The sequence below is a fragment of the Flavobacterium noncentrifugens genome (assembly GCF_900100375.1).
In the GTDB taxonomy this organism is placed as follows: Bacteria; Bacteroidota; Bacteroidia; order Flavobacteriales; family Flavobacteriaceae; genus Flavobacterium; species Flavobacterium noncentrifugens.
Map to the genome: position 1 here is coordinate 1,009,549 of NZ_FNEZ01000002.1, position 24,368 is coordinate 1,033,916.

General features: G+C 42.9%; 26 protein-coding genes. 3 read left to right on the forward strand and 23 right to left on the reverse strand.

What is annotated here, in order from left to right:
- Positions 1–31: 31 nt before the first annotated feature.
- The 8 genes from BLS32_RS09295 to BLS32_RS09330 all read right to left on the reverse strand — a co-directional run bounded on the left by BLS32_RS09295 (position 32) and on the right by BLS32_RS09330 (position 6,073).
- The gene (locus BLS32_RS09295; RefSeq protein WP_170227555.1) at positions 32–994 is read right to left on the reverse strand and encodes an MlaD family protein; all 963 of its coding nucleotides are present in this window, start codon (positions 992–994) and stop codon (positions 32–34) included.
- A gap of 17 nt (positions 995–1,011) precedes the next feature.
- Positions 1,012–1,746 carry an ABC transporter ATP-binding protein gene (locus BLS32_RS09300; protein WP_091394442.1) on the reverse strand — a complete coding sequence of 245 codons (735 nt, stop codon included), beginning with the start codon at positions 1,744–1,746 and terminating at the stop codon, positions 1,012–1,014.
- Between the two features lie 4 nt (positions 1,747–1,750).
- Entirely contained in the window at positions 1,751–2,509 is a 759-nt protein-coding gene (locus tag BLS32_RS09305) for an MlaE family ABC transporter permease (protein WP_091394445.1), read from the reverse strand.
- 120 nt (positions 2,510–2,629) lie between these two features.
- On the reverse strand, positions 2,630–3,220 hold the full coding sequence (locus BLS32_RS09310) for a hypothetical protein (protein ID WP_091394760.1): 591 nt from the start codon (positions 3,218–3,220) through the stop codon (positions 2,630–2,632).
- Positions 3,221–3,422: 202 nt separating this feature from the next.
- On the reverse strand, positions 3,423–4,121 hold the full coding sequence (locus BLS32_RS09315; RefSeq protein WP_091394447.1) for a type 1 glutamine amidotransferase domain-containing protein: 699 nt from the start codon (positions 4,119–4,121) through the stop codon (positions 3,423–3,425).
- 48 nt (positions 4,122–4,169) lie between these two features.
- The gene (locus BLS32_RS09320) at positions 4,170–4,838 is read right to left on the reverse strand and encodes a BON domain-containing protein (protein WP_091394449.1); all 669 of its coding nucleotides are present in this window, start codon (positions 4,836–4,838) and stop codon (positions 4,170–4,172) included.
- Positions 4,839–4,992: 154 nt separating this feature from the next.
- Positions 4,993–5,526: a hypothetical protein gene (locus BLS32_RS09325; RefSeq protein WP_091394452.1), complete on the reverse strand. Its 534-nt coding sequence runs from the start codon at positions 5,524–5,526 to the stop codon at positions 4,993–4,995.
- A gap of 73 nt (positions 5,527–5,599) precedes the next feature.
- Complete coding sequence (locus BLS32_RS09330; RefSeq protein ID WP_091394455.1) at positions 5,600–6,073, reverse strand: Dps family protein; 474 nt, start codon at positions 6,071–6,073, stop codon at positions 5,600–5,602.
- 167 nt (positions 6,074–6,240) lie between these two features.
- Between BLS32_RS09330 and BLS32_RS09335 the strand changes: the two genes are divergently transcribed.
- Positions 6,241–6,843 carry a 2,3-bisphosphoglycerate-dependent phosphoglycerate mutase gene (locus BLS32_RS09335; RefSeq protein ID WP_091394458.1) on the forward strand — a complete coding sequence of 201 codons (603 nt, stop codon included), beginning with the start codon at positions 6,241–6,243 and terminating at the stop codon, positions 6,841–6,843.
- Positions 6,844–6,994: 151 nt separating this feature from the next.
- On the opposite strand, the gene BLS32_RS09340 is transcribed toward BLS32_RS09335, so the two are convergent.
- From BLS32_RS09340 to BLS32_RS09375, 8 genes are all read right to left on the reverse strand, one after another.
- The gene (locus tag BLS32_RS09340) at positions 6,995–9,367 is read right to left on the reverse strand and encodes a glycosyltransferase (RefSeq protein ID WP_217639553.1); all 2,373 of its coding nucleotides are present in this window, start codon (positions 9,365–9,367) and stop codon (positions 6,995–6,997) included.
- A complete protein-coding gene (locus BLS32_RS09345; RefSeq protein WP_091394459.1) occupies positions 9,357–10,403 on the reverse strand; it encodes a glycoside hydrolase family 130 protein in 1,047 nt (348 codons plus the stop codon). Before BLS32_RS09345 ends, BLS32_RS09340 begins: the two co-directional genes overlap by 11 nt.
- 36 nt (positions 10,404–10,439) lie before the next feature.
- Complete coding sequence (locus tag BLS32_RS09350) at positions 10,440–11,372, reverse strand: 1-phosphofructokinase family hexose kinase (RefSeq protein WP_091394462.1); 933 nt, start codon at positions 11,370–11,372, stop codon at positions 10,440–10,442.
- A 56-nt stretch (positions 11,373–11,428) separates the two neighbouring features.
- Positions 11,429–12,100, reverse strand: coding sequence for a BON domain-containing protein (locus BLS32_RS09355; RefSeq protein WP_091394765.1), 672 nt, complete (start codon positions 12,098–12,100; stop codon positions 11,429–11,431).
- A 255-nt stretch (positions 12,101–12,355) separates the two neighbouring features.
- Positions 12,356–12,754 carry a hypothetical protein gene (locus BLS32_RS09360; RefSeq protein ID WP_091394465.1) on the reverse strand — a complete coding sequence of 133 codons (399 nt, stop codon included), beginning with the start codon at positions 12,752–12,754 and terminating at the stop codon, positions 12,356–12,358.
- Positions 12,755–12,777: 23 nt separating this feature from the next.
- Positions 12,778–13,332, reverse strand: a complete 555-nt coding sequence (locus tag BLS32_RS09365) for a general stress protein (protein ID WP_217639554.1) — start codon at positions 13,330–13,332, stop codon at positions 12,778–12,780.
- Positions 13,333–13,344: 12 nt separating this feature from the next.
- On the reverse strand, positions 13,345–14,040 hold the full coding sequence (locus BLS32_RS09370) for a BON domain-containing protein (RefSeq protein WP_091394467.1): 696 nt from the start codon (positions 14,038–14,040) through the stop codon (positions 13,345–13,347).
- A 128-nt stretch (positions 14,041–14,168) separates the two neighbouring features.
- Entirely contained in the window at positions 14,169–14,618 is a 450-nt protein-coding gene (locus BLS32_RS09375; protein WP_091394470.1) for a hypothetical protein, read from the reverse strand.
- Positions 14,619–14,883: 265 nt separating this feature from the next.
- Between BLS32_RS09375 and BLS32_RS09380 the strand changes: the two genes are divergently transcribed.
- Both BLS32_RS09380 and BLS32_RS09385 read left to right on the forward strand, forming a co-directional pair.
- Positions 14,884–16,071 carry a PAS domain-containing sensor histidine kinase gene (locus tag BLS32_RS09380; RefSeq protein ID WP_091394473.1) on the forward strand — a complete coding sequence of 396 codons (1,188 nt, stop codon included), beginning with the start codon at positions 14,884–14,886 and terminating at the stop codon, positions 16,069–16,071.
- Positions 16,068–17,117: a response regulator gene (locus tag BLS32_RS09385; protein ID WP_091394477.1), complete on the forward strand. Its 1,050-nt coding sequence runs from the start codon at positions 16,068–16,070 to the stop codon at positions 17,115–17,117. The genes BLS32_RS09380 and BLS32_RS09385 overlap by 4 nt, the downstream gene beginning before the upstream one ends.
- 41 nt (positions 17,118–17,158) lie before the next feature.
- On the opposite strand, the gene BLS32_RS09390 is transcribed toward BLS32_RS09385, so the two are convergent.
- The 7 genes from BLS32_RS09390 to BLS32_RS09420 all read right to left on the reverse strand — a co-directional run bounded on the left by BLS32_RS09390 (position 17,159) and on the right by BLS32_RS09420 (position 24,357).
- Complete coding sequence (locus tag BLS32_RS09390; RefSeq protein ID WP_091394480.1) at positions 17,159–18,379, reverse strand: ABC transporter permease; 1,221 nt, start codon at positions 18,377–18,379, stop codon at positions 17,159–17,161.
- A complete protein-coding gene (locus BLS32_RS09395) occupies positions 18,376–19,131 on the reverse strand; it encodes an ABC transporter ATP-binding protein (protein ID WP_170227557.1) in 756 nt (251 codons plus the stop codon). The genes BLS32_RS09390 and BLS32_RS09395 overlap by 4 nt, the downstream gene beginning before the upstream one ends.
- Complete coding sequence (locus BLS32_RS09400) at positions 19,128–20,336, reverse strand: efflux RND transporter periplasmic adaptor subunit (RefSeq protein WP_091394485.1); 1,209 nt, start codon at positions 20,334–20,336, stop codon at positions 19,128–19,130. Before BLS32_RS09400 ends, BLS32_RS09395 begins: the two co-directional genes overlap by 4 nt.
- Before the next feature lie 63 nt (positions 20,337–20,399).
- On the reverse strand, positions 20,400–21,059 hold the full coding sequence (locus tag BLS32_RS09405; RefSeq protein WP_091394487.1) for a BON domain-containing protein: 660 nt from the start codon (positions 21,057–21,059) through the stop codon (positions 20,400–20,402).
- 63 nt (positions 21,060–21,122) lie between these two features.
- On the reverse strand, positions 21,123–21,668 hold the full coding sequence (locus BLS32_RS09410) for a DUF1003 domain-containing protein (RefSeq protein WP_091394491.1): 546 nt from the start codon (positions 21,666–21,668) through the stop codon (positions 21,123–21,125).
- Positions 21,665–22,948: an NAD(P)/FAD-dependent oxidoreductase gene (locus BLS32_RS09415; RefSeq protein WP_091394494.1), complete on the reverse strand. Its 1,284-nt coding sequence runs from the start codon at positions 22,946–22,948 to the stop codon at positions 21,665–21,667. Before BLS32_RS09415 ends, BLS32_RS09410 begins: the two co-directional genes overlap by 4 nt.
- A gap of 26 nt (positions 22,949–22,974) precedes the next feature.
- Positions 22,975–24,357: an NAD-dependent succinate-semialdehyde dehydrogenase gene (locus tag BLS32_RS09420; protein ID WP_091394496.1), complete on the reverse strand. Its 1,383-nt coding sequence runs from the start codon at positions 24,355–24,357 to the stop codon at positions 22,975–22,977.
- Positions 24,358–24,368: the final 11 nt, after the last annotated feature.

Consider the following 24,368-nt stretch of genomic DNA (forward strand, 5'->3'; position numbering starts at 1 on the left):
AAAAATGATTCAGATCACGCACAATGAATTACTATTTGACCTTATCGGATTGTTCCAATTTCTTTTTCTGTTTGGCCTCGGCCTTTTTTTGTTTCTTGAAAAAACCTTTCAAAAGGAAATTATGTTTTGCTGCTTCTTCGATCTCCAGTAATTTTTTAGAGCCTGATTGAAGGTTGGTCATGGTCGAATCGAATGAATTGGCCAGTTTTTCGTCGCTGATGAGTTTAGGAAGGATGCCTTTTCCCTGGTTTAATTTTGCGGTAAACACATTGATGTCCGATGCGCTGGTTTCAAAACCGGAAAGCATTTTTTTGATGCTGTTGGCATAATATGGATCGGTCATCAGTTTTGATATTGTGCCATTTTTGTCATTCATGTTTTTTGAAAACAGCACAAAGCCATCCGAGGTTGTTTTCAGGTTTAACAAGGTCTGGTCAATGTTATCGGCAAAATGCTCGTCGGTAAGTACTTTAGACAATACGCCTTTGCCGTTGTTGATTTTAAAACTGAATTCGGACAGTTGTTTGGTGATCACTTCGGCATTATCGACGCTTTTTTTAAGCCCCGCCATTAAATCTTCAAGCCCGACGGCTTCATTGGACCGGATCATCGCGTGGTCTTTTACGATCTGGTCAGAGTTGCTCCCCGGAGAAATGGTCAGTACTTTGTCACCCATGAGCCCATCGGTACCGATACTTGCAAAAGCATCGGCTTTAATGTAATGCTGAATTTCCGAGCGGATGACCATATTGACCACAACTGCAGAATCAGAAACAAATGCGATGTCTTTGATCGTTCCGATATTAATTCCCGAGAGTTCGACGTTATTTCCGGTTTTAAGGCCGCTCACATTTTTAAATTGTGCCTGCAGGTGAAAAGTTGATCCAAAAAGATTTTGGCTTTTGCCAATGAAATACACCGCAACCAAAAAGGCAGCCAGCCCGATGATGACAAACATCCCCAATTTCCATATGTAATCTGCTTTCTTTTTCATCGCATATTTTTTAACTTTTAAACAAAAAAAGAACGTACCCAATCGTCGGGGCTGTTCATGAGTTCATCATAACTGCCTTGGGCATGAATGACACCGTCCTTTATGATCATGATCCGGTTTCCGGTCATTTTTGCACAATTGATATCGTGGGTAATAATGAGCGAAGTAGTCTTGTATTTTTTTTGTACCGAAAGGATCAGTTCGCTGATTTCTTTTGCTGTGATCGTATCCAATCCCGCTGTGGGCTCATCATAAAGTATAATTTCGGGTTTGATGATCAGTGTACGCGCCAGCCCGATGCGTTTGACCATGCCGCCTGATAATTCCGATGGCATTTTGTCTATTGCTTCTTGCAATCCAACGCTGTCCAATGCTTCGAGGATTTGTTTTTCGATTTCGATCTCAGACAAATGCGCGGTATGGTGTTTTAGGGTAAAAGCCAGATTTTCGCGAACCGACATCGAATCGTATAAAGCACCGCCCTGAAACAAAAAACCGATTCTGAGCCTGATTCTATTGAGTGCTTTGTAATCCAATTTTGTAATGTCTGTACCAAATACTTCCAGTTTTCCTTTGTCGGCTTCGAGCAGGCCGACCAAACATTCTATAGTCACCGACTTTCCTGAACCGGATCGCCCAAGAATGACCAGACTTTCGCCTTTATCTACAGTAAGGTTAATTCCGCGCAGTACTTTGTTTTTGCCAAAGGATTTCCACAGATTCTTGATGGCTATGATCGGTTGCGTTTCCATGATTTTAAAAAAATAAATCGGTAATCTGTACCGCAAGCATATCGACAATAAAAATGGACAGCGAAGCGGTAACCACTGCAGAGTTGGCAGCAAGACCAACACTTGCGGTTCCGCCAGAGGCATTGAATCCTTTATAGCAGCCAATGGTGCCTATAAAAAATCCGAAGAAGAATGTTTTTATTGTTGCCGGCAGCAAATCCAGAAAATCAAGATGCTCGATCACTTCTGAAAAATAGCGTTGCAACCCGATAGTTCCGTGTACGTTATAACCGATATAGCCACCGAAAACGCCAACGACATCTGCAAAAATCACCAATATCGGAACCATTAATGTTGCAGCCAATATTCGGGTAACGACCAAGTATTTATACGGATTGATGGCAGAGACTTCCATCGCATCTATTTGCGAAGTTACTTTCATCGATCCCAGTTCGGCACCAATCCCCGAAGCGATTTTTCCGGCGCAGATTAAAGCCGTAACCACCGGTGCAATTTCCCTGATCAGCGAAAGGGAAACCATGCTGGGAAGCCATGATTCTGCACCAAATTTCGTCATCGTAGGCCGGGACTGAATCGTAAGTACCAAACCCATAATAAATCCGGTGATGCTCACCAATGGCAACGACTTGTATCCGATGGCAAAACATTGCCGGATAAATTCATTGAACTGAAACGGCGGTAGCACTATTTCCTTGAAAAACCTTCCGATAAACATCGAAAATTTTCCGGCTTGGGTAAACTGCTCTTTTAGAAAAGGTACCATGCTTAGCGTTTTTTAGGATATGATTTTATAAAAAAATATTTGGTTAGGACCAGAAAGCTTGTGGCTCCCTGGTGATTTTTTTCTTCTCTTGACCCAAATGATTTAACTGTTCATCCGATTTTATAGTTTGCTTTCCTTTACATCATTCTTTACTTTATTGGCAGCACTTTTACCTGGCAGATAAATTTGAAAACCAAACGATGCATTTAGGTTTCCTTGATAAGGCGTACTTCCCAGTCCAACAAGGCTGTTGTATTTAAGCAAGACTTCAAGCCCGATGTTTGGTGTGATAAAATAAGCGAAACCCGGACCTGCACCAATATTCAATCCGTTGGTATTGTCGGCGTCGCTGACATTTACGCCTCCGAATCCGGCAGTCAGTTCACCAAAAATCCGACTGTGTTTTACAATCTCGCCTTCTTTACCGCTGTAATATCTTCCGAGTGCACCGATGCCGTAATTGGTAGTAGTACCCGAATTTTTCGCCGTTTCGATGCCAAAATCGACATAGCCACCAAGGGCTAAATTATCTTTGATGAACCAGGCTGCCTTTGGGCTAATTTCTGCGCTAAGGATCTTTGGGTCATTCAGGCCGAGATTAATGTTTGCCAGGTTGCCACCGATCAGGATATTTCCTTTTTGGATTTGCGCTTGTGTACTAAATGCGGTTGCAATAATGGCAACGGCAACTAAGATGTAATGGTTTTTCATGATTGTTTTTTTTAAGGTATTGTTTTTAATACTAAAGCAAAGGTGCTCCATTATCATCCCTCAGAAAATGACACGAATCATTACGAAAAGTGACCCTCATTACATTTGAAGATCTACAAAAAAAAACTTCCCTTAAAAGTATTTAGACTTTAAGGGAAGCAATTTTGGTTGATTTTTTGAAAAACCTGTACTATTTAAATATTCATTTATGCTCTTTTTTCAGGCCTTCAAGGGTTTGCAATAGCAATTCTGCTGTCGCTTTTGACGAACCTGGATTTTGCCCTGTAATCAGTAAACCGTCTTGCTGGGTGTAGCTTTCCCAGATTTTGCCTTTGCTGTAATGCGCGCCGGTTTCGATCAGCACATCTTCCAACAAAAATGGCACAACTTCGACCAGATCGACAGCGGCTTCCTCTTCATTGGAGAAACCCGTTACATATTTTCCATGGATAAGCGGGTCACCATTTATTGCTTTGGCATAAATTAAAGCGGCCGGCGCATGGCAAACCAAGCCGACAGGTTTTTGATGGTTGTAAAAATGCTCGATGAGTGCAATAGAATCGCGGTCGTTTGCCAGATCCCATAATGGTCCGTGCCCGCCCGGATAAAAAACGGCATCATAATCATGGTAATCTATTTGCGACAGCACCAGCGAATGCGCCACTTTGTCTATCGCTACATCGTCTTTGTAGAACCGCTGCGTGTCTTTGGTCTGAGCATCTGGAGCTTCACTTTTTGGATCTACCGGTGGTTGTCCGCCTTTAGGCGATGCGATCGTGATTGTCGCACCTGCATCGGCAAAAACGTAATAAGGGGCTGCAAATTCTTCAATCCAGAAACCGGTTTTTTTACCGGTGTTTCCCAAATCGCTATGGGAGGTAAGTACCATTAATATTTTCATAGTGTTATTTTTTTAGTATTTAAAGTTAGGGCAAAGCCCCATCATTTCCTAATCGGAAAATGCATAATCGTAGTCGACGACGAGCTCATTTTTGACGAAAGCCACGCCGGGTGTGTTCCAGGCAATTCGTACGGCTTCTTCTTTTTGGTACAGCGAGGTGACATTCCCTGAAAGTGTTACTGTAGTGCCCGATACCGAAACGATAATGTCTTTCGCATTTATCCCCCAGTGGCGCGCAAGTGCATTTTCGACATGCTTTTTCTCAATAGCACTTTGGGATGATGGTTTTACAACGATCTGATTGGTTACGCCTTTGACACCTAAAATTTCTGTTGCCGATATCCGGCCAATTTCCTTTTGGTAGTTCCATTCCACTTCTCCGTCTAAAGTAACCCAGCCATCCTCAACGGTAAATTTTAGCGTGCTCGGCAGGAAAAGGCTTTTTTCGAATGAGACCAGCAGGTCTGATGCTATATTAGCATCGCTTTTCGAATAGGCATCGGCATACTGTACTTTAATATTTTCTACCACAGCCCTGACACCCGCTACTTTTTTAGCTGCATAATCTGCTTCGGTTTTTTTATAATAGTTGTCGACCGTACCGCTAAGGGTGACAATTCCGTCTTTTACGGTCACACCGATTTCGGCAGCGTGGAGCAGTGGTTCCCATTTGATGGCATCCTGAACTTCTTTTTGTAATTCCTCATTTGTTTTCATGCTTCGTATTTTAAATTTGTTTTTCAGATTTTAGTTTTTCAATCGTTGAGACAAAGGTGCCATGATGCAGGTAAAGATGAAATGATGCCCAATGCCGTAAAATGTGTCCTTCGACACTTTCAGGAAATTATTTGAGTGCAACGGCAAAAGGCTTTTAGTTTTTTGTTTCAGATTTTTTGATCGTACTGATCACCTGTACTTTTGTAGGTGCTTTTTCTATCGCTATAAATGAATTTGCCAGCAAGAGTATAATTGAGATCATGATAGCAATAGTCGTAAGCCCAACACCCTGTAAATACCTCTTGTTTCCTTTTCGTGTTGCTGCGCTATTCTTGGTGTAGGAAGCATTATTGGCTTTAATTTCAAACAGCAATATTTCTCTGTAAGACTTTTTCATCAGCAACTGGAATTTGGCGACCGACAATGCCTGGTCGAGCGGTTTGCCCCTGAAAATACTCAGCATTAAAAGTATTGAACTGATAAAAGATGCTATTGGGACAATGGTAATGAGTTGCAGTACTTCATTTGATCCATCAAGGCTGTTTAAGAAAAATGGAATAAAAAGTACCGTAAAACCGATTATCGTGCCGGCATAGGAATGTTGCTGCCGATAAGAATCTACCTGTTTCTCAATAATCTCTTTAGAGTTCAATGCAAGAAATTCTAAATTTCTAAGGTCGTCTTCCATAATAAATATTAGAAAGTTGAATGGGCAGCATGCGAAATGTTATTACAGGATAGTCATTATAGCCATCCATATTTTATTTTAAATGGGCTCTTAAAAACCAGGCCATTTTTTCGTGGGTTTCCATCAAACCCGTTGCAAAATCACTCGATCCGGCATCGTGGAAATCATTGGCAAATGATTTTATATGTTCGCGCAAAGCGGTAATAATACTTTGGTGGTCTTCTAAAAGTTCCGTAATAAACCCTTTGCTATCATTGCGTTGTCCGGTAACCTCTGTAAGCTGGGTCAAACTTAAATAGGATTTCATCGTTGCCGGCGCATAATGGCCGATAGACCGGATGCGCTCTGCGACATTGTCTATCAGTTCATCCAGTTGTCCAAACTGTGCTTCAAAGAATTTATGCTTGTCATAAAAATCGGCACCTTCGATGTTCCAGTGTGCATTTTTTGTCTTGATGTACAGTACGGTTTCATCGGCTAAAATCTTGGACAAGACATCGGCTACTGCCTGCCGATGGGCATCGGTAATTCCTATTGCTGTTTTCATAAATTGCTTTATTAAAATGATTGTTGCTTTTTAGTTACATCTAAAAGCACAAAGTTGGCATCATCAAAGCGAAATTGAAATGACCAAAAGCACACCAATATATGATTTAGAACACTTTTTAAAGTTATGATCGCCATTAGCTTTGTCCGTATTTTTACAATGATAAAATGGCTATATTAACTTTTGTACGACACGGACAATCGGTATACAATTTCGAGAACCGGTTTACCGGAACCCTTGACATTGCGTTGACGCCGCTGGGCCAACAGGAGGCAAAACTTGCGGGGATGAAACTCATTGGTTATGAGTTTAACATTGCTTATACTTCGATGCTCGTCAGGGCGCAGGAGAGCCTTGAGATAATCCTGAAAGAGATCCATTTGGAAATACCCATTGTAAAAAACGGCGCATTAAATGAGCGGATGTATGGCAATTTACAGGGGCTTAATAAGGCCGAAACAGCTCAGAGATATGGCGCAGCGCAGGTGGAGATCTGGCGCAGGAGTTACGACATTCGTCCGCCCGGGGGCGAAAGCCTCCAAGATACATACAACAGGGTGATCCGGTATTATAAAAGTGTAATTGCCCCAGAATTGCAATCAGGACACAATGTTTTAGTCGTGGCCCACGGCAACAGCCTGAGGGCGTTAATGATGTATCTTGAAAACATTACTCCCAAGGACATCGTAAATGTCAACATTCCTACCGGGCTGCCACGGGTTTACCAGTTCGATGGTGATTTACAGATCTCTTTCGTAAAATATTTGTGATGCTTCAGGGTCGCCGGATTCGTTCCAACGTTTTGTGATGCATATCCGGGAATTGTTGCCTTTGCTTTTGGGTATCCTGATGGATGCTTTCTTTTTAGCCGGCTCTTTTTTTGATGCTGTTCGTGTTTTTTTTAGTGTCATTGGTATTGGTTTAGCTGGCTAGGGATTGACGATTAGTTTTCTTCTGTATAGGCAATGGCTGGATTTTGACTTTTTGCGAAGCATATTTTTCCATGGTCAATCGCGCCATTAGATAGCTCACTGTTGATTCTGCGCCCTGGTTGAGGTTGATGTAATGGTCTTCAACACCATCATAACAGCCACCAGTGCAGGGATTGTAAACAATTTGGTTCAGATGGTTGTTTCCTGAAAACCAACTCAAGGCCAACGGCATTTTTTCAGCATATCCAAGGCCGCTAAAATGATCATTGAACCTGTCCAAAGCCAAAATAGTATACGCAACGTCTATGGGCTGTTCTCCGCCCAGTACATCCTCTTTGGGAGCCGAGTTGCTTTGCATCCAGCCCTTATTTGAAATGACCTTAATTGCGCCAGGGGTAAAGATTTTTGACAAAAGGAAATCAAAAGACTGTTTGGCAATTTGTTTGTAAACCAGCTCTCCTGTCGCCAGATAGGCGCAAAGCAATGCTTCTGGCAAAATGCTATTGCCATAAGTCAGGTAACTCTCGAACCATTTCCATTTGGGTGTCGCCTCATGCCTGTACATCTGTACCAGCCTGTTGGCGAGTAATTTTATCAATGCGATGTTTTCAAAATTCATTGCATTCTTATTGCTGTAATAAATACCCTTGATCATGAAAGCCATTGCTCTGGAAGAATAGATTTTACTAGCTTGTGCCAATGCTCTTTCCATTGTTGAGGTTGCAGCTATCGTGAGTGCATCGGGTAGAATTTCGCTGAAGGAAAGCATAAATCCCAGGGCCCAGATGGCGCGTCCGTTGGAATCTTCCAGATTTTCATCATTTTGCGCGGTGAATTGTTTGTGCTGATCTACATAATTGAGGAAGCTTCCATTTTTTTGCTGGCAGAATTGGATAAATGCATAATATTTTTGAATCGACTCCAAATCGGACGACTCCCTTTTTAGATGATAATGCATGCAAATGGCCACCAATGCCCGTGCATTATCGTCAATGGTATAACCTGTTTTTATGTCGGGTTGATTGATCACGGCAAACTGGATCATTCCAAATGCAGTGGTCATGTTTTTAAAATGGTGCAGGTTGATTTCGGGAACGCTGTATTGCAGCGACACACTGCCGCTAATGTTTTTCTTAAACAATTGCATGTGCGCAATGGCCGAATTTTCCCAGGCTGTCGGTGCCAACTGGTGGATACCGTTAGCAGCGATGTTTTTGCGTAGTTGCGTATTTTTTAAAAGCAGCAGTACTTCTTTGGTTAATTGTGCAGAATCCCCAAAGCCGATAATAATTCCGCTCCCATCGTGCAATACTTCGCGGGCATGCGGAATCGGGGTGGAGATGATCGGACAGCCGCAACTCAGGGCATATGAGAAGGTCCCGCTCACCGCCTGGTTGGGATCATTGGAAGTAAAAAGGTAAATATCTGTAAGTTGTAAATAATCAAGTAATTCGGCAAGTGGCAGATAGGCATTTACAAATTTCACATGGTTTTGCATTTGCAGGCTGATGACTTTATCCTGCAGAAATTCCCTGTAATTTTCCCCATCATTTTTAACCACTGAGGGATGTGTTTTGCCGATGACCAAGAATAGCACATCCTGGTTTTCAGCTGCTATGGCCGGTAACGCTTCCAATGTGGTTTCGATTGATTTTCCTGAACTCAGCAATCCGAAAGTAGCAAGGATTGTCCTGCCCATAACGCCATATTTTTCTTTCAGGAGTTTTTTATCGCCGTGTTTAACCAAATGCGTTCCGTGTGGGATGACTGTGATTTTTTCCGGATCAATTCGATAATCGTCCATTAGCAGTTGCGCCGAAGATTTTGTCATCACAATAAATCCGCTCACGACAGCATCCATCTGCTGCATCTGTTCCCTGATATATTGGTCGGGATTTGGTAAAACCGTATGAAGCGCAATGATAACAGGTTTTTCTGAGGCCGTTAAGAATTGTATGAGATCTTGCTCATTATTTTTAAACAAGCCAAATTCATGTTGCACCAGAATTAATTGTATCGTATCGCTTTGGTTGCATTTTTTCGAGAGTGCTGTGTAAGAATCCGGGTTTTCGGTCTTCAGGATATCAGACACGGCCCTGTTATAAAAATGTTCTTCAGTACTATTTTCCAAAGCGGCAATTTTAATACGGAAAGCATCTTTAAATTTAGCGGTGAGCGCGGCAATCAAATCCTGCGAATAGCTTGCAATGCCACATTCTCGAGGCGGGTAGGATGTGATAAATAAAATTTCAGGCATTGCCGATATTCCATAAGAGGTATTGCCTTCGCTATTTACAGCGTATTTAAGGTGTCGTTTTATCATCACAGGATTGGTATCTTGAAAATTAATTTTAGTTCTCATTTTCTTTTGGATTAAGCATTAATTCGTCGATCAGTTCAGTTAGTTGCAGCGAAGCACAAGCGATTCGTTCGTCAGCAGCTCCATAGTAGATGTATAAAGTTTCATGAAAAATGACGGCTCCGGTAGGGAAACACACATTGTTCACCTCTCCCTGGGTTTCCCAGTCAAGTTTCGGGCTAAACAGCGGATAAGGCAACCGGGCGATCTCTTTCTGTGGGTCTTCAAGATCTAGCAATGCAGCGCATGCCGAATAGATATATCCGTTTATACTGTCTCTGACACCGTGATAAATCAGCAGCCAGCCTTGTTTGGTTTCTATTGGTGGACAGCCACCGCCTATATAACTGGACTCATGGGGATATTTTGGCGAAAGCAATACATGTTTGCTAAAATCCGTAAAATAATTGCAGTAAAATGTTTCGGTAAGTTCATCAAGCGATTCGATAGCTACTACGATCTGGATCTCTGGCCGGATGCGGTGAATGAAACAAAATTTACCGCCTATTTTTCTTGGGAAGAAAATTACATTCTTATCCCAAACCAGCACCCTTTCGCCATCTTTTTCAAGCGTGACATTGTGCTGGTTGTAGCGAAAATATTTGACATCGACAGGATTTTTCATGTTGGCCAGCCGATCAAATTCTTTGTAAGTAATTTGCGGAACAATGATTCCTTTTTTTTCAAAATGGACCAAGTCTCTTGAAACCGCGAGGCAGCCCAGCGCATTAACTCCGTCAAAAGCGGTATAGGTAAGAAAAAAGATGTTCTCGATCTTGACGATCCTCGGGTCTTCTAAACCCTGGCTTTCGTAGTCAAATTCGGGAACAAGCAAAGGTACTTCGCTTCGGTAGCTAATGGTTAGAGGATCGCTTAATTTGCAATACCCAATGGTAGAGTGATTTCCGGAACGTACGGCACGGTAAAACAGATGCACCTCATTACCGACCCTTATCACAGCTGGATTCAACACGCCCTCATTTTCAAAATCAAGAACTGTTTTTTCAAATACGATACCTTCCTTTTTTACAGTTACCATAATGGCTTAATTTATTTGGTTTAAAAACAGTGGCAACTAAATGCTGTCCCTGATTGTTTTAAAAAGTGATTCGGCATCTTCTACATGGCATAATTCGGTACCGTAATTCATCGTCGCAGCGGTGCCACAGGAAATACCAAACTGTAGTGATGCCTTAAGGCTTTTACCATTTGCCAATGCATGCACAATACCTGCAAGCATACTGTCACCGGCACCAACGGTACTTTTAGTTATGATTTTTGGTGCTTTTGCCCTAAACACTTGATTCCTTGTGACCAATATTGCGCCCTGTTCCCCAAGAGAAACAACGATAATCTGGCAATGCCCTGTGGTTAGAATTTTCCTGGCTGCCTGTTCTGCTTCAGAAACGGGCATTTTTTTCGTTCCGGACAAATAGGCCAATTCACTAAGATTGGACTTGAGCATAAATATCTCGTGCGCCATTGCTTTTTTTAACGCCGGGCCCGAGGTATCGACTATGAATTTTGCCTTCTTTCGTTTGGAAATTTCTGCCAGTTTTCCAAAGATCGAGACAGGAACTCCGGGAGGAAGGCTGCCGCTAGCAATTATAAAATCAATGCCTTCTATATTTTCAACAGCTTCAAGACAGGCTTTCCATTCTGTTTCTGATAATTCGTTTGCTGGCATCCCGAATCGGAATTGCTGGCCGGTGGATTCATCACGGATCACAAAATTTTCACGTGTTTCCTGTTGTGACGGTATGATGACTGATGGCACGTTTTCTTTTTCGAGCAACTGGTTAAAAAATTTTCCGGTGTAGCCGCCTGATGGAAAAACGGCAATTGCATCGGTTCCAAGTTTTTTCAAAACCCTGGCGACATTGATCCCGCCGCCACCTGGTTCTGACTTAGGAGTGCTGCATTTGAGCTTTTTTTCAGGGATGAGCATCTTTACTGTAGTGCTTTTATCTATGGAAGGACTGAATGTAACGGTTACTATTTTTGGCATCGGACATTTTATTACTTGATATAAAAAGAGGAGGATTTAACTCCTCCCAATTTTCTTTATTCCATAAAGGCATAATCATACTCGACGACCAGATCATTGTCAATCGACCATATTCCGGGTGTTTTCCAGGCGAGGCGCCCGGCTTCTTCTTTTTGGTAAAGGGAAGAAACTGTCCCGGTCAGTCTAACATTAGTACCATCTACTTTTACATTGACGTCTTTAGAATTTAGGGCCCAGCTTCTTGCCAGTGCTTTTTCAACATCTTTCTTCTCAATGGCATCGTGTACTTCAGACTTGATCTTGATGTTATTGGTTACGCCTTTTACACCAGCGAGATAATTAACGGCGCTTTTTGCGGCTTCTCTTTGGTAATTCCAAGGCATTTCGCCTTCAAGGGTGACCCAGCCATTTTCAACTTTCACTTTTACCTTATCATCGGGCACTGACCAACTGTCACTCAGGCCTTTCAAAACCTCGGTAGCAATATCATTATCAGACTTGTTGAAGCCATTGGAATAGTGTACTTCGATTTTCTCAACAACGGCCTTTACCCCAGCGACATTCTTAGCGGCATCTTCTGCCTCGGTTTTCTTGAAATAGCCATCAACAGTCCCGCTAAGGGTTACTACACCGTCTTTTACGGAAACGCCAATTTCGGCAGCATGCAGTAAAGGTTCCCATTTAATGGCGTTCTGGACATCTTTCTGTAATTCTTCATTCGTTTTCATTGTATGTATATTTAAAAATTTATAATTCGACTCATTAGCATCACCAATGTTTGCAATGCTTTTTTGCTGTAGCATAGCTTAGTGATATGTAAGATCCAGAAAATGACAGATCACATTTCGTTTAATGATCTAAAACACATTTTCAGTTGGCAGCATTTATAAATAAGTCTGGATGTCAAGAAATATTTCAATAGATTTCATCCACAATCCGCTTTTGACCATACAAAAGTTGATCTTAAAGAATAGGGTGGCCATTTACAGGAACTTTACGTCAAATTTTTTAAAATAATCCCTGACAAATGCATGTTGTTGGTTTTGAGTCAGCTTGTCTGTAGTGAGCAGTTCAATACCTATTTTCTCGAATTTATGGTCCTGTCGCAAGAAGTGGATTAGTTCAGTTTTTGCTTCGGTTGGCCCAAATAGCACGACTTGATCAAACTCCAAAACAGAAGTGGCCAGCTGCTTGAAGTAAGTTTTTTGGCTGTGTTGCTCCTTGTTGTGCATTTCGCTTTCACTGCGCTGCAGGGTTTCGTGTTTGTCCTGAATGTTGAAGTCAGAACACACGGTTTTTGTCTCTTTGGATGCATCCGAAAATTCGATCAACTCAGCAGTTGAATGGTCCATGTAAATGCCTAATTTTTTAGTAGTCTTCATTGCTTTCGAATCGTTTAATATTGTTAATGCTGTATGAAAGTTGTGCCATTGAGGATAAGATTTTCATCCGTTTCACTATCGTTTTCCTTCGGGATGTGCAGCTTTAGCGTTTTCCTTGCATTTTCAATATCGGCTTGACTGCCACTGGCATGAAGCATGTATTTTCCCGCTTTGATCTCGGTTTCGAATTTTACAACCTGATGTTTCGGAATGCCTATGCTTAGCAGCGCAGTTGCAATGACACTACTCGCTCCAAGTAGTGCCGCGCCTTCTAGTGCCCCAACAATTGCCGACACCAATGGCCCGGCAACGAGTAATGGCCCAATCCCAGGAATGAAAAAGAATGCCGATCCGATCAGCATGCCCCAGAAGCCGCCCCATAATGCGCCAAGGCTGCCCCATTTTTTCATGCGGTCGCCCAAGGTATAATATCCGGTTACCGTTTCTTCTGTATGATAGTCGATTCCTACAATGGAAAGCTGCGTCATATCAAATCCGCTCTTTTCGAGTTTTTTGACCGCCTTTTCAGCCTGGAGGTGCGTTTGGTAAAAGGCAACTAATGATTCGCTATTTTTCATGGTTTTGGGATGCTAATAATTGTTGGAAAATTCATCTTTAAGTTCTTTGGAAACTTCGGGATCGACAAGTAAATTGTTGGTCACACCCTGCACTCCGGGTGCCTTCCACGCAATTTTTGCAGCGAGTTCCTTCTGGAACCACGAGTCAACAGTTCCGTCTAATAGGATATTATTATTGGATACTTCCACAGAAATATTGGATACATCCAGGGCAACGTGGCTTTTAAGGGCGCGCATGATTACAGTCTTACTGACCTTGATCTCTGATAATGGTGCTATTGCAATATTGTTGCTGACGCCTTTTACGCCCATCAGGTTACTGACGGCCTGCCTGGCAGCCTCTTTTTGATATTGCCATTCGAGGGTTCCCGATAATGTGACCCATCCATCTTCCACATTAACCCGAATCGTATCGTTGAGTGTATTCCAGTTCCATTTGAAAGCATTAAGGATGGCTTCGGCGATTTCGTTGTCGCCGTTTTTGTTCCAATTACTATTTTGAACAAGGATATTTTCAATTACTCCTTTCACACCTTCAACCTGTTTGGCCGCGTGTTCTGCCTGGTTTTTTTTACCGTACCTGTCAACGTTACCACTAAGGGTGATGATTCCATTTTTTGCAGTGACGCCAATTTCTGCGGCGCTCAATAAAGGTTCCCATTTGATGGCATCCTGTACTTGCTTTTGTAGGTCTTCATTACTTTTCATGGAATATCTTATTTGGTGCTGAAATTATTTTACAAAGGTGTATTTTCATTCTTGTCTGTAAAATGACTGCTGTCATTTCTTAAAGTGACCTGTAGCACTTTCCCTCATTTTATTAGGCAATGGATGAATCAAACGGACAGGAAATAAGTTTGCCGGTTTAATTTTCCCGAGGTATATTGATAATCTGCTTTCACAACTTTCTGTAGGACTTTGCCGAGTTCACTGATATTGTTTGCCTTTTGTATGTAGATATTGCCACCAGCTACAAATGTTTCCTCGTTAGTCATCGTAGCATCGGCGTCATATACGGCAATTGACAAATCGCTGTACTTTTTGTGATTGCGTAATAGTTTAATTGCGTCGAGGCATTTGTTGCCCGCTTCACTAAAATCCATAAACAATACCTGATGGTCTGAGGTGGTGTCTTCCTTTAAATGCTTTAGGCATTGCAAAACATCTTTAAAAACCTTCACCGAGTTTCTTTTGCCAATATTTTCCAACGCCTTTTGAAACGTATCGTCGTTTACCCGATGGTCTTCAATGAGTATTGCTTTTAGTTTTAGTGCTGTAGGGATCATTTGTATTTGTTGTTGGTTTGAAGTACAAAGAAGCCGTATAACTGCCAGTTATGAAATGAGCGTATGTGTACAAAAAAGTGATATGCGTCACTTGGATGGCTGTCTAAAAAAGTGTTATCGCGTGCTTATTCTTAGAATAACGTTGCGATATACATAAAATACTGACTATGTGTGAATTATATTATGATTTGTTGTATTGGTAACGGTTGCTGTTTTTTAATTGTCGACCTTTATAAAGATCATTACCATTTGATCGGATAGGATCATGGAAAATGCGGCCTTATTATCGGCAATAGTAAAAAATGCTATTGATGGGATTATCACCATTGACGACTTAGGAACCATAGAGAGTATCAATCCGGCTGCGTGTAAACTGTTTGACTATTTTCCGGAAGAGGTGGTAGGTAAAAACATTGCCATGCTGATGCCTTCGCCTCATGCCGGTAAGCATGACCAGTATCTAAAAAATTATAAAACGACAGGCAAACCCAGCATCATTGGAGTAGGCAGGGAACTGGTGGGTTTGCGTAAAGACGGCTATCAATTTCCGATGAAACTGGGCGTAAGTGAAGTACAATATGCAGGAAGGGCTATTTTTGCCGGTTTTATCCATGACCTGACCCAGCAGAAACTCGATGAGGAGAGACTCAAAAATTATGCATCGCACCTTGAAGAGCTAGTGGAAGAGCGAACAAAATCACTAAACGATACGATCGAGGCGCTGCAAACTGCAAAAGAAAAAGTCAGCCATACACTGGAAAAGCAGGTAGAGCTCAGCCGTTTAAAGAACCGTTTTTTGGCTATGGCTTCGCACGAATTCAGGACACCGCTGAGCAGCATCCAACTTTCGGTTTCACTTATAGAAAAGTATTTCGAATCGGGTGACGGTATAAATCTGAGCAAGCATTTATTCAAAATTAAAAACTCGGTTACCAGCCTTACGGCAATACTCAACGATTTCCTCTATGTGGATAATCTGGAAGCGGGAAAGGTTTCCGCCAGCAACAGCCACTTCGACCTGGTGGAATTTGCAGAAGGGATCATCGAAGAAATGCAGCTGTTGGCAAAAGGAAACCAGAATATCATCTTCGCACATTCTGGCATCCGGACAAAGGTATATCTTGACAAAAACCTGCTCAGGAATTGCGTGACAAACCTGATCACAAATGCCATAAAATATTCCGGAGATACTTGCTGTATCGATTTAAAAACGCAAATCAATGACCAGGGCTGTACCGTTACAGTCCACGATGACGGCATCGGCATCCCGTTAGAGAACCAGGAGCATTTATTCGAGGCTTTCTACAGGGCCAATAACACCGGCAACATTCCGGGAACAGGTTTGGGACTCAACATTGTAGCGCGCTATGTTGTCCTAATGAAGGGTACTGCGCACTTTACCAGCAGCCAGGCTCAAGGTACATTATTCACTTTAACATTTCCAATATCATGACCAAAGCATTAATTATTGAAGACAATAATGACATCAGGGAGAGCATTGCCGAAATACTGGGACTGGCCGGATATGAGGTACATCAGGCACCTAATGGGAAAATAGGAGTGGAGATCGCCCTGAAGGAGATTCCGGATATTATCTTATGTGACATTATGATGCCCGAACTTGACGGGTATGGGGTTTTGTACCTGCTGCATAAAAACCCAAAAACAAGCACCATCCCTTTTATTTTTATCACTGCAAAATCGGAGCGGCTCGATTTGCGCAGGGCTATGGAAATGGGAGCAGACGATTACCTGACCAAGCCGTTTGATGCAATCGAGCTCCTCAATGCAATTGAAAGCAGGCTGAAAAGAAAAAATTCACAACAGGACTTTTACAGCCATTCCCTTGAAAATATTGGGGATATTGTAAATGGGAAGGAAGGATTGTCGGAATTTAAAAAAATTATTGAAGAGCGTGTAGCCAGAAGTTTCCAGAAGAACCAAGTGGTACATTATGAAGGCGACCGGGCCAGCGGCGTTTATCTGGTAATTTCAGGAAAGATCAAAACAATAAAACTCTCGGAAGACGGCCGCGAGCTTATGACCGGAATTTATGAGGCCGATGACTTTCTAGGCGTGAATTGCCTGCTTTCTGATGCGACCTTTACCGATACTGCCACTGCAATTGAGGACAGCCAATTGTGTTTTTTTCCGAAAGAGCAGCTCGAAGAATTGCTGCGTTTTTACCCCGATGTGGCGGGAAAATTCATAAAAATCCTGTCCAATGAAAACCGCATCAAAGATTCTCATTTACTCGAGTTGGCCTATCAATCGGTGAGAAAGCGGATTGCCAAATCGCTGCTGCGCTTGTTTCCAAAGGGCGCCATAGACGGATCGCACATCAGCATCACCCGCGATGACCTTGCGGCGATGTCGGGGACAGCCTCTGAAACAGTCAGCCGTACCCTGACCGAATTTAGAAATGAAGGACTGATTGAAAAAAAAGGAAGTATCGTAACCATCCTGGATCAATTGAAAATAAGCAGGATGAAGAATTAGCGGTGTTGATTACATCAGGCAAAAAAGTAAGTACCAATATTTTACTCATATCTCAATGCCTGAATCGGGTCAAGCCTGGAAGCTTTCAGTGCCGGATAATAACCAAAAAATACCCCGGTAATAAAGCACACCAAAAAAGAGACGTAAACAGAAGACATCGAGATCAGCGTAGGCCAATTCATAAAATAGGATACGGCCGCTGTTGCAGATATGCCTATAATCACTCCGATGATTCCGCCTGTAATGCTTATTAAAATCGCTTCAATCAGGAATTGGATCAAGATATCAAGCCCACGTGCGCCAATGGCCATACGCAAACCAATTTCTTTGGTGCGTTCTGTAACCGACACATACATGATATTCATAATTCCGATTCCGCCAACAACCAATGAAATTCCGGCTATTACAGTCAGTAAAATGGTCAGGATGCTGCTCGTTGAAGTTAGCATATTGACCAATTCGGTTTGGGTGCGTACTGTAAAATCATTATCATCACTTTCTTTGAGGCGGTGGGTTTTGCGCAGTATTTTTTCTACTTCGGCAGCTGCGCTGTCAGACGATTTTTCATTGATTGCCGCTGCATAAATGGACTGGTAGTAAGTCGTTGCCAGAATTCTTTTCTGTACAGTAGTTACTGGAGTCAGGATGATGTCATCCTGGTCCTGGCCAAATGAATTTTCACCCTTTTTACCAAGGATGCCAATAATTTTAAACGGAATTTTTTTAAACCGGATGCTTTTTCCGATAACATCACCGCCCTCGGGAAAAAGATTGGAGACTACCGTTAATCCTACCAAACACACTTTAGAAGCGGCCTTGACATCTTTTTCTGTAAAAGCAACACCTTCCTGAAGTGGCCAGCTTCTGATGAATAAAAAATCAGGATAAACGCCCTGGATGGTGGTGCTCCAGTTGTAAGATCCATTTACGACCTGTCCTTTCATTGCCACAACCGGTGAAACCGCGTTGATGTATTGCGGATTTTTTTTTAGCGCAATAATGTCGCCTTCATCGAGCGATTGCACACTGCTGTTGTCCATCCGGGCGCCGCCTTCGGCATTGCTTGTAGGTCTGACCATTACCATGTTGCTTCCCATGCTGGTGATCTGGCTTTCGATGCTTTGCTTGGACCCTTCACCAATGGCGATCATGGCGATCACGGCCGCTACGCCTATAATGATCCCCAACATGGTAAGAAATGTCCGTAGCTTGTTCCGGCTTATGGAACGCCAGGCAATATTTAAAATATTGGAAATTTTCATTGTGCAGGTTCTTCGTTAAGTGGCAGTAGCTTTGCCAAAACCTCTTTGGCGCTGCTCACATTCTTATTGATTACATCTTTGAGGATTTTGCCGTCTTTCAGGGTAATGGTTCTTTTACTAAAAGTAGCTATATCGGGTTCATGGGTAACAAAAACAATGGTTTTCCCCTGACTGTTTAATTCTTGTATCAACATCATGATTTCGTAGGAAGTCCGAGAATCAAGGTTGCCTGTCGCTTCATCGGCCAGGATCATCACAGGGTCATTTACAAGCGCCCTTGCAATGGCAACCCTTTGTTGCTGGCCGCCGGACAATTGGCTGGGCAGGTGATCCAGCCGGTCTGACAATTTTACGGCTTCGAGTGCTTTGATGCTTTTTTCCCTGCGTTGGCTTGGAGTGAATTTATTGTTGTAAAGCAAAGGCAATTCTACATTCTCGATTGCTGAAGTTCGCGATAAAAGATTATACGATTGAAACACAAAACCCAATTTAGAATTTCGCAAAGCAGCCAGTTCGTTTTTAGAAAGGTTGCTGACATTGTTCCCGTCGAGCAGGTAAGTGCCTTGGGTTGGCTTTTCAAGGCACCCAAGGATATTGAGCAGTGTCGTTTTTCCGGAACCGCTGCTTCCCATAATGGTAATGAATTCACCAGAATTGATGGTAAAGCTCACGTCATCAAGTGCTTTTACAATTTCGTTTCCGACTGTAAAATCCCGTTTTAGATTTTTTATTTCAACAATTACGCTCATTATTTATTGGATTTCGAAGTTTTCCGACTGCCCATTTTAGGCATAAACGGACTGGTTTGTGTGGATGTTTTCGCCGATTCTTCATTTGCTTTTTTTGTGTTTGTAATGACCTGTCTGCCTTCGGTTAACCCTGAAATAACTTTCACATTGATGTCATCGGTCATGTCAATGCCTATTCTTTTTTCAAAAAGCGTGTCACCTGATTTGATCCAAACCCGGGCACTTTGCATTTCTGGATTTCCGGGTTGTTTTGCCTTTTCATTTTTAAAAGGGACAATTACAAACTGTTTTACCACTGTACTATCGGGTTTAAACACTAATGCTTTGGAAGGAATCAGTAATGCGCTGTCGTCTTCTTGTGTATAAATATTAATGCTGGCGGTCATTCCGGGTTTGAGTTTCAAAAGGCTATTGTCAACATTGATCAGTGTGGTATAAGTAACGACATTGGCACTGACTTTGGCGTGCAATAAAATTTGCTGGACGCTGCCTTTAAATATTTCATCCGGGAATGCATCTACAGTAAAACTAACATTCTGACCAGATCTCACCTCACCAATATCGGCTTCATCGACGGCAGCGCGAACCTGCATTTTGGTTAAGTCTTTTGCGATCACAAATAGGGTAGGTGCGTTGAAGCTGGACGCGATGGTTTGGCCTTCGCTTACATTCCGGTTGAGTACCATACCGTCTATCGGAGAATAGATATCGGTATAGGACAGATTCTTTTTGGTAATGCGCAATTGCGCCGTTGCATTTTGAAGGCTTGCCTTGGCTACATTATACTGGTTCTGTGCCAGCTCGTAATCCGATTTGCTGATCACATCCAAGCGGTAAAGTTTCTCCTGCATCGCAAAGTTGCTTTGCTGGAATGACAGGTTGCTTTGCGCATTGGCCACATTTGCCTGGGCTGCCTGGGCCTGTTCGAGGATAATAGAGGGATCAATTTTAGCCAGCAATTGCCCCTTTTTGACAATGCTGTTATAATCGGCATAGATATTTCTGACCACTCCCGAAACCTGCGCGCCCACGGAAACGGTATCTATAGGCTGGATTGTACCGGTAGCCGTTACGCTTTTTGAAATAGATCCATAATGTGATCTGGCAGTTTCAAAAGTGATCACAGCGGCCTTTTTATGACTAAAAGCATATATCGCAATCGCTATTATAAATACCGCTGTAGCTGATATGATGATCCATTTTTTCATTTGTATTGTTTTCTTGCAGAGGTGTTTGCCGTCTACATTGGCGGTTTTATAAAAAATCTATAATCAGGAAATGGCGTGGATTACGATCAACCTGTTGCTTACCGATGAAATGCCCTTGGTTTTTGAAGCGATGCGTTCGGCTTCCTGCTTTTGGTATAAGGAAGCAACATAGCCTGAAAGCCGGACACCTGTCCCGGTGACTTTTACGGTAATATCTTTGGTATTCACCTCAGAATTTCGTTGCAGTGCTGCCATAACCTCCTTTTGCTCTATGCCATCGTTCATTTCTGAGGTGACTTTAATGGCATTAGTGATCCCTTTCACTCCAGGTAAATAACTCACCAGGGCTTTAGCATCCATTTTCTGGTAGAGGCATGGTATTTCCCCTTCGAGTGTTAACCATCCATTTTCCACCTTAATCTTTACCCTGTCTACCGGCATTGACCAGCTTCTCTGAAGTAATTCTATAGCAGCCGTTGCAATTTCATCGTCCGATGGCGCCGTCTTGAGACCTCGAACATCTATATGCTCCAGCACGGCGGTAACTCCGGCAACGTCTCTGGCAGCATTTTCCGCGGCACTCTTTTTATAATAATCCGTAACAGTCCCCTTGAGGGTTACGATGCCGTCTTTTACAGCTACATTAATCTGGTCGTTCTGCAAAAGCGGTTCCCATCTGATGGCATCGTGAACCTCTTGCTGTAATATTTGGTCTGTTTTCATTGCGTAATTATTTGAGCGATTATCATTTGATAGTATGTGCTGTTTTTCAATAGCTGGTCTTTTTTATTTTTTGACAGTCAGTTTTGAATTGATTGACTTTAAAAGATCATATTGCTTTTGCTGGACATCAAACAGCGTCTTGATTTCTTCCTCGAGCAAGAGGTCTATTTTCTGGTTCAGGCTGCGGATTTGCATTTCTGCTTTAAGGTTGATCAGGTAGTCATTCTCACTACGTATCCTGTCCTTTTGTTCCTGCCTGTTCTGGCTCATCATGATAATCGGAGCCTGCAGCGCCGCAAGACACGAGAGGATTAAATTCATCAGGATAAATGGGTAAGGGTCAAATTTATAAGTGCCCATTGCTAGGACGTTGAAAATGATCCAAACAATCAATATGACGAAAAAAGAAATAATAAATTTCCAGCTTCCGCCAAACTGTGCTACCCGGTCAGAGATCTTTTCGCCTTTGGTGAGGTTTTCGATATCGGGATGGGCCAGGTTATGAACGATAAGTTCTTCTGCCTCGATGGAATTTTTCACGATCAGGTGCAGCTTTTCCAGATGTATTTTTACCTCATCGGAAATGGCATAATTGGTTTTTGCTTTCATACTGGTTCTTGTTTGTCATTGCGAACAATCCCAACAAATAAAAGAGAAAGTGACTGCCGGTGTGTCATGTATTTGTAAGCCCAATTGATAAAAACGACCAGCCTGTTTTTAAAACCGGTAAGAAGGAAAAGGTGCAGGGTCATCCATACAAGCCATGCGAAAAACCCTTGGAAACTCCACCGTGGCCGTTGCAAATCAACCACAGCCTTGTTTCTGCCTACGGTAGCCATGCTTCCCTTAGCCTTGTACAGGAATGGCCGCGATTGCTTTGCCTTGGCAAGCCTTTTAAAATTATCGGCCAGATGCTTTGCCTGATCGATCGCGACGCTCGCCAATTGTGGATATCCTCTTGGATAATCATCAGAGATCATACAGGCAATATCACCGATTGCAAAAATGTCCTGGCTTTCCATTATGCGGTTACACGGGTCGGTGATGATCTGGTGGGATTTTGTGATGAGGTTCTCGCTGATTCCTTCGGGCATATTGCCCTTTACCCCGGCAGTCCATATTACAAATTCAGAATCGATCGCTGTTCCGTCCTGCAGGATTACCTGTTTACCATCGTATTGTTTAACGTGCATCTCGGTTTGGACTGTAACGCCCATTGACTCCAAATAAATCCTTGCCATTTTTGAAGACGCGGCACTCATGTTGGCCAGCAGGCTTTTACTTCCCTCAATGAGGTAAATGCGCATTTTTTGAAAGTCGAGTTCGGGATATTCAACAGGAAGCGAATCCAGCTTCATCTCTGCCAGTGCGCCACTAAGTTCCACGCCTGTCGCGCCGCCACCGACAATGATGATGGAAAGTGAAGATTCCACATCTGTTGTTTTAGATAGTACCGCGTCCTCAAATCGCTGCAACAGCGTATTTCGGATCTGCAGCGCATCCCAGGTTGATTTCATAGGAAAGGTCAGCTTTTCCATGGTATCATTTCCGAAATAGTTGGTCGCGGCGCCCGTTGCAACGACCAGGTAATCGTAGCTAATGCTTCCGGCTACGGTTTCAACAGTTTTTGAGCAGCAATTAATCCGGGTGACCGTTTGTACCCTTATCCTGACGTTATCACTCTTTTCGAAGATGTTACGCAAGGGGAACGAGATGTTGCTGGCGTCCAGATTGGCCACTGCCACCTGATAAAATAAAGGTTGGAACTGGTGAAAATTATTTTTGTCGATAAACGTGATCCGGTAGGCGGGATGATTATTGAGTTCGCGTGCTAATTTTAATCCCGCGAAACCGGCACCTATAACAATAATATGCTTTCTATTTTCCATGCGCTTTACTATCGCTGTTACAGGTCCTAGAATGGATCTGAGAGTGCACTGATACGGATCAGTTTCTTATTGACGAATTCATTGATGCCAAGTTCAGAAAGCTCGCGTCCATAACCAGACCTTTTGGTTCCGCCAAAGGGCAGGTCGGCCTGTGTCCACGTCGGATGGTTTATAAATACCATTCCCGTGTCAATTTCGTCTGCGACGCGCTTACCTCTTTCAATATCGCTTGTAAATACTGAACCTCCGAGCCCAAATGGACTGTCGTTGGCCAAATCGATTGCAGCCTGTTCATCCTTAACACGGTAAAATGATGCGACCGGACCAAAAAGTTCTTCGTGGTAGGCGGCCATTCCCGGTTTCAGGTCGGTGAGTATCGTGGGTTCCATAAAGGCACCCGGACGTTTGAGTCGGCTGCCTCCCAGAACCAATTTTGCTCCGGCATCGACAGAGCGCATTACTTGGTCTGCTATTAGTACAGCGGCTTCCTCATTGCAAAGCGGTCCCAATTCTGTAGTACGATCCATTGGATCTCCAACCTTCAGGGATTCCATTTTCTGGGTGAATTTTTTAAGGAATTCATCGGCAACAGCCTCAACGACAATAAATCTTTTTGAGGCAACACAGCATTGGCCATTGTTATTGATCCTTCCTACAAGGGCCCAATCGACTGTTTTATCAATGTCGGCATCTTCCAATACTATAAAGGCATCATTTCCGCCGAGTTCAAGAACAGATTTTTTGAGATTCCTTCCGGCTTCGGCAGCCAGGCTTGCCCCGGCGGCCTCACTTCCGGTCAGGGAAACCCCTTTGATTCGTACATCGGAAACCAATGCGGATGCTCTTTTTCCAGAAATCAGCAGGTTGGTATACAATCCTTTTGGCGCTCCGGCTTCTTCAAATAAATCGGCAATAGCGATGGCACACTGGGGAACGATCGAGGCATGCTTGATCAGGACGGTGTTTCCTGCGATTATATTCGGACCCGCAAAACGGGCGACTTGGTAGAACGGAAAATTCCATGGCTCTACTGCAAAGACCACTCCCAGTGGCGCGTAACGGATAAAGGCTTTCCCGTATTCAGGATCGAGATGTTTATCTGCGAGGAATTTTTCGCCATTGTCGGCATAGTAGTCAATGATGCTTGCGCTGAGGTCAATTTCTGCTTCAGCCTGTGAGATGAGCTTACCCATTTCCAGGGTAATAATTTTGGCCAGCATTTCTTTCTTATCGCGCATCAGCGATGCTACTTTGTGCATTAAATCGGCACGCTGGGAAAAGGGTGTTTTTCTCCAGCTGTTAAAAGCTTCCGATGCATTGGCGACAGCCGTTTCGAGTGCGTCGTCGTTCATTTCTTCAAAGGTTTTGATCACAATATTTGTGTTTGGATCTGTTGTGCTTATAGACATGGTATTTTTTT

What these genes read in the sequence shown, in the direction of transcription:
- BLS32_RS09320 (WP_091394449.1), bottom strand. Translation starts at nt 4,838, where the DNA reads ATGAAAACAAATGAGGAATTACAAAAAGAAGTTCAGGATGCCATCAAA.
- BLS32_RS09335 (WP_091394458.1), top strand. Translation starts at nt 6,241, where the DNA reads ATGGCTATATTAACTTTTGTACGACACGGACAATCGGTATACAATTTC.
- BLS32_RS09380 (WP_091394473.1), top strand. Translation starts at nt 14,884, where the DNA reads ATGGAAAATGCGGCCTTATTATCGGCAATAGTAAAAAATGCTATTGAT.
- BLS32_RS09420 (WP_091394496.1), bottom strand. Translation starts at nt 24,357, where the DNA reads ATGTCTATAAGCACAACAGATCCAAACACAAATATTGTGATCAAAACC.
- BLS32_RS09370 (WP_091394467.1), bottom strand. Translation starts at nt 14,040, where the DNA reads ATGAAAAGTAATGAAGACCTACAAAAGCAAGTACAGGATGCCATCAAA.
- BLS32_RS09410 (WP_091394491.1), bottom strand. Translation starts at nt 21,668, where the DNA reads ATGAAAGCAAAAACCAATTATGCCATTTCCGATGAGGTAAAAATACAT.
- BLS32_RS09310 (WP_091394760.1), bottom strand. Translation starts at nt 3,220, where the DNA reads ATGAAAAACCATTACATCTTAGTTGCCGTTGCCATTATTGCAACCGCA.
- BLS32_RS09400 (WP_091394485.1), bottom strand. Translation starts at nt 20,336, where the DNA reads ATGAAAAAATGGATCATCATATCAGCTACAGCGGTATTTATAATAGCG.
- BLS32_RS09365 (WP_217639554.1), bottom strand. Translation starts at nt 13,332, where the DNA reads ATGAAAAATAGCGAATCATTAGTTGCCTTTTACCAAACGCACCTCCAG.
- BLS32_RS09390 (WP_091394480.1), bottom strand. Translation starts at nt 18,379, where the DNA reads ATGAAAATTTCCAATATTTTAAATATTGCCTGGCGTTCCATAAGCCGG.
- BLS32_RS09405 (WP_091394487.1), bottom strand. Translation starts at nt 21,059, where the DNA reads ATGAAAACAGACCAAATATTACAGCAAGAGGTTCACGATGCCATCAGA.
- BLS32_RS09375 (WP_091394470.1), bottom strand. Translation starts at nt 14,618, where the DNA reads ATGATCCCTACAGCACTAAAACTAAAAGCAATACTCATTGAAGACCAT.
- BLS32_RS09305 (WP_091394445.1), bottom strand. Translation starts at nt 2,509, where the DNA reads ATGGTACCTTTTCTAAAAGAGCAGTTTACCCAAGCCGGAAAATTTTCG.
- BLS32_RS09345 (WP_091394459.1), bottom strand. Translation starts at nt 10,403, where the DNA reads ATGGTAACTGTAAAAAAGGAAGGTATCGTATTTGAAAAAACAGTTCTT.
- BLS32_RS09295 (WP_170227555.1), bottom strand. Translation starts at nt 994, where the DNA reads ATGAAAAAGAAAGCAGATTACATATGGAAATTGGGGATGTTTGTCATC.
- BLS32_RS09300 (WP_091394442.1), bottom strand. Translation starts at nt 1,746, where the DNA reads ATGGAAACGCAACCGATCATAGCCATCAAGAATCTGTGGAAATCCTTT.
- BLS32_RS09325 (WP_091394452.1), bottom strand. Translation starts at nt 5,526, where the DNA reads ATGGAAGACGACCTTAGAAATTTAGAATTTCTTGCATTGAACTCTAAA.
- BLS32_RS09355 (WP_091394765.1), bottom strand. Translation starts at nt 12,100, where the DNA reads ATGAAAACGAATGAAGAATTACAGAAAGATGTCCAGAACGCCATTAAA.
- BLS32_RS09330 (WP_091394455.1), bottom strand. Translation starts at nt 6,073, where the DNA reads ATGAAAACAGCAATAGGAATTACCGATGCCCATCGGCAGGCAGTAGCC.
- BLS32_RS09340 (WP_217639553.1), bottom strand. Translation starts at nt 9,367, where the DNA reads ATGAGAACTAAAATTAATTTTCAAGATACCAATCCTGTGATGATAAAA.
- BLS32_RS09415 (WP_091394494.1), bottom strand. Translation starts at nt 22,948, where the DNA reads ATGGAAAATAGAAAGCATATTATTGTTATAGGTGCCGGTTTCGCGGGA.
- BLS32_RS09360 (WP_091394465.1), bottom strand. Translation starts at nt 12,754, where the DNA reads ATGAAGACTACTAAAAAATTAGGCATTTACATGGACCATTCAACTGCT.
- BLS32_RS09385 (WP_091394477.1), top strand. Translation starts at nt 16,068, where the DNA reads ATGACCAAAGCATTAATTATTGAAGACAATAATGACATCAGGGAGAGC.
- BLS32_RS09315 (WP_091394447.1), bottom strand. Translation starts at nt 4,121, where the DNA reads ATGAAAATATTAATGGTACTTACCTCCCATAGCGATTTGGGAAACACC.
- BLS32_RS09350 (WP_091394462.1), bottom strand. Translation starts at nt 11,372, where the DNA reads ATGCCAAAAATAGTAACCGTTACATTCAGTCCTTCCATAGATAAAAGC.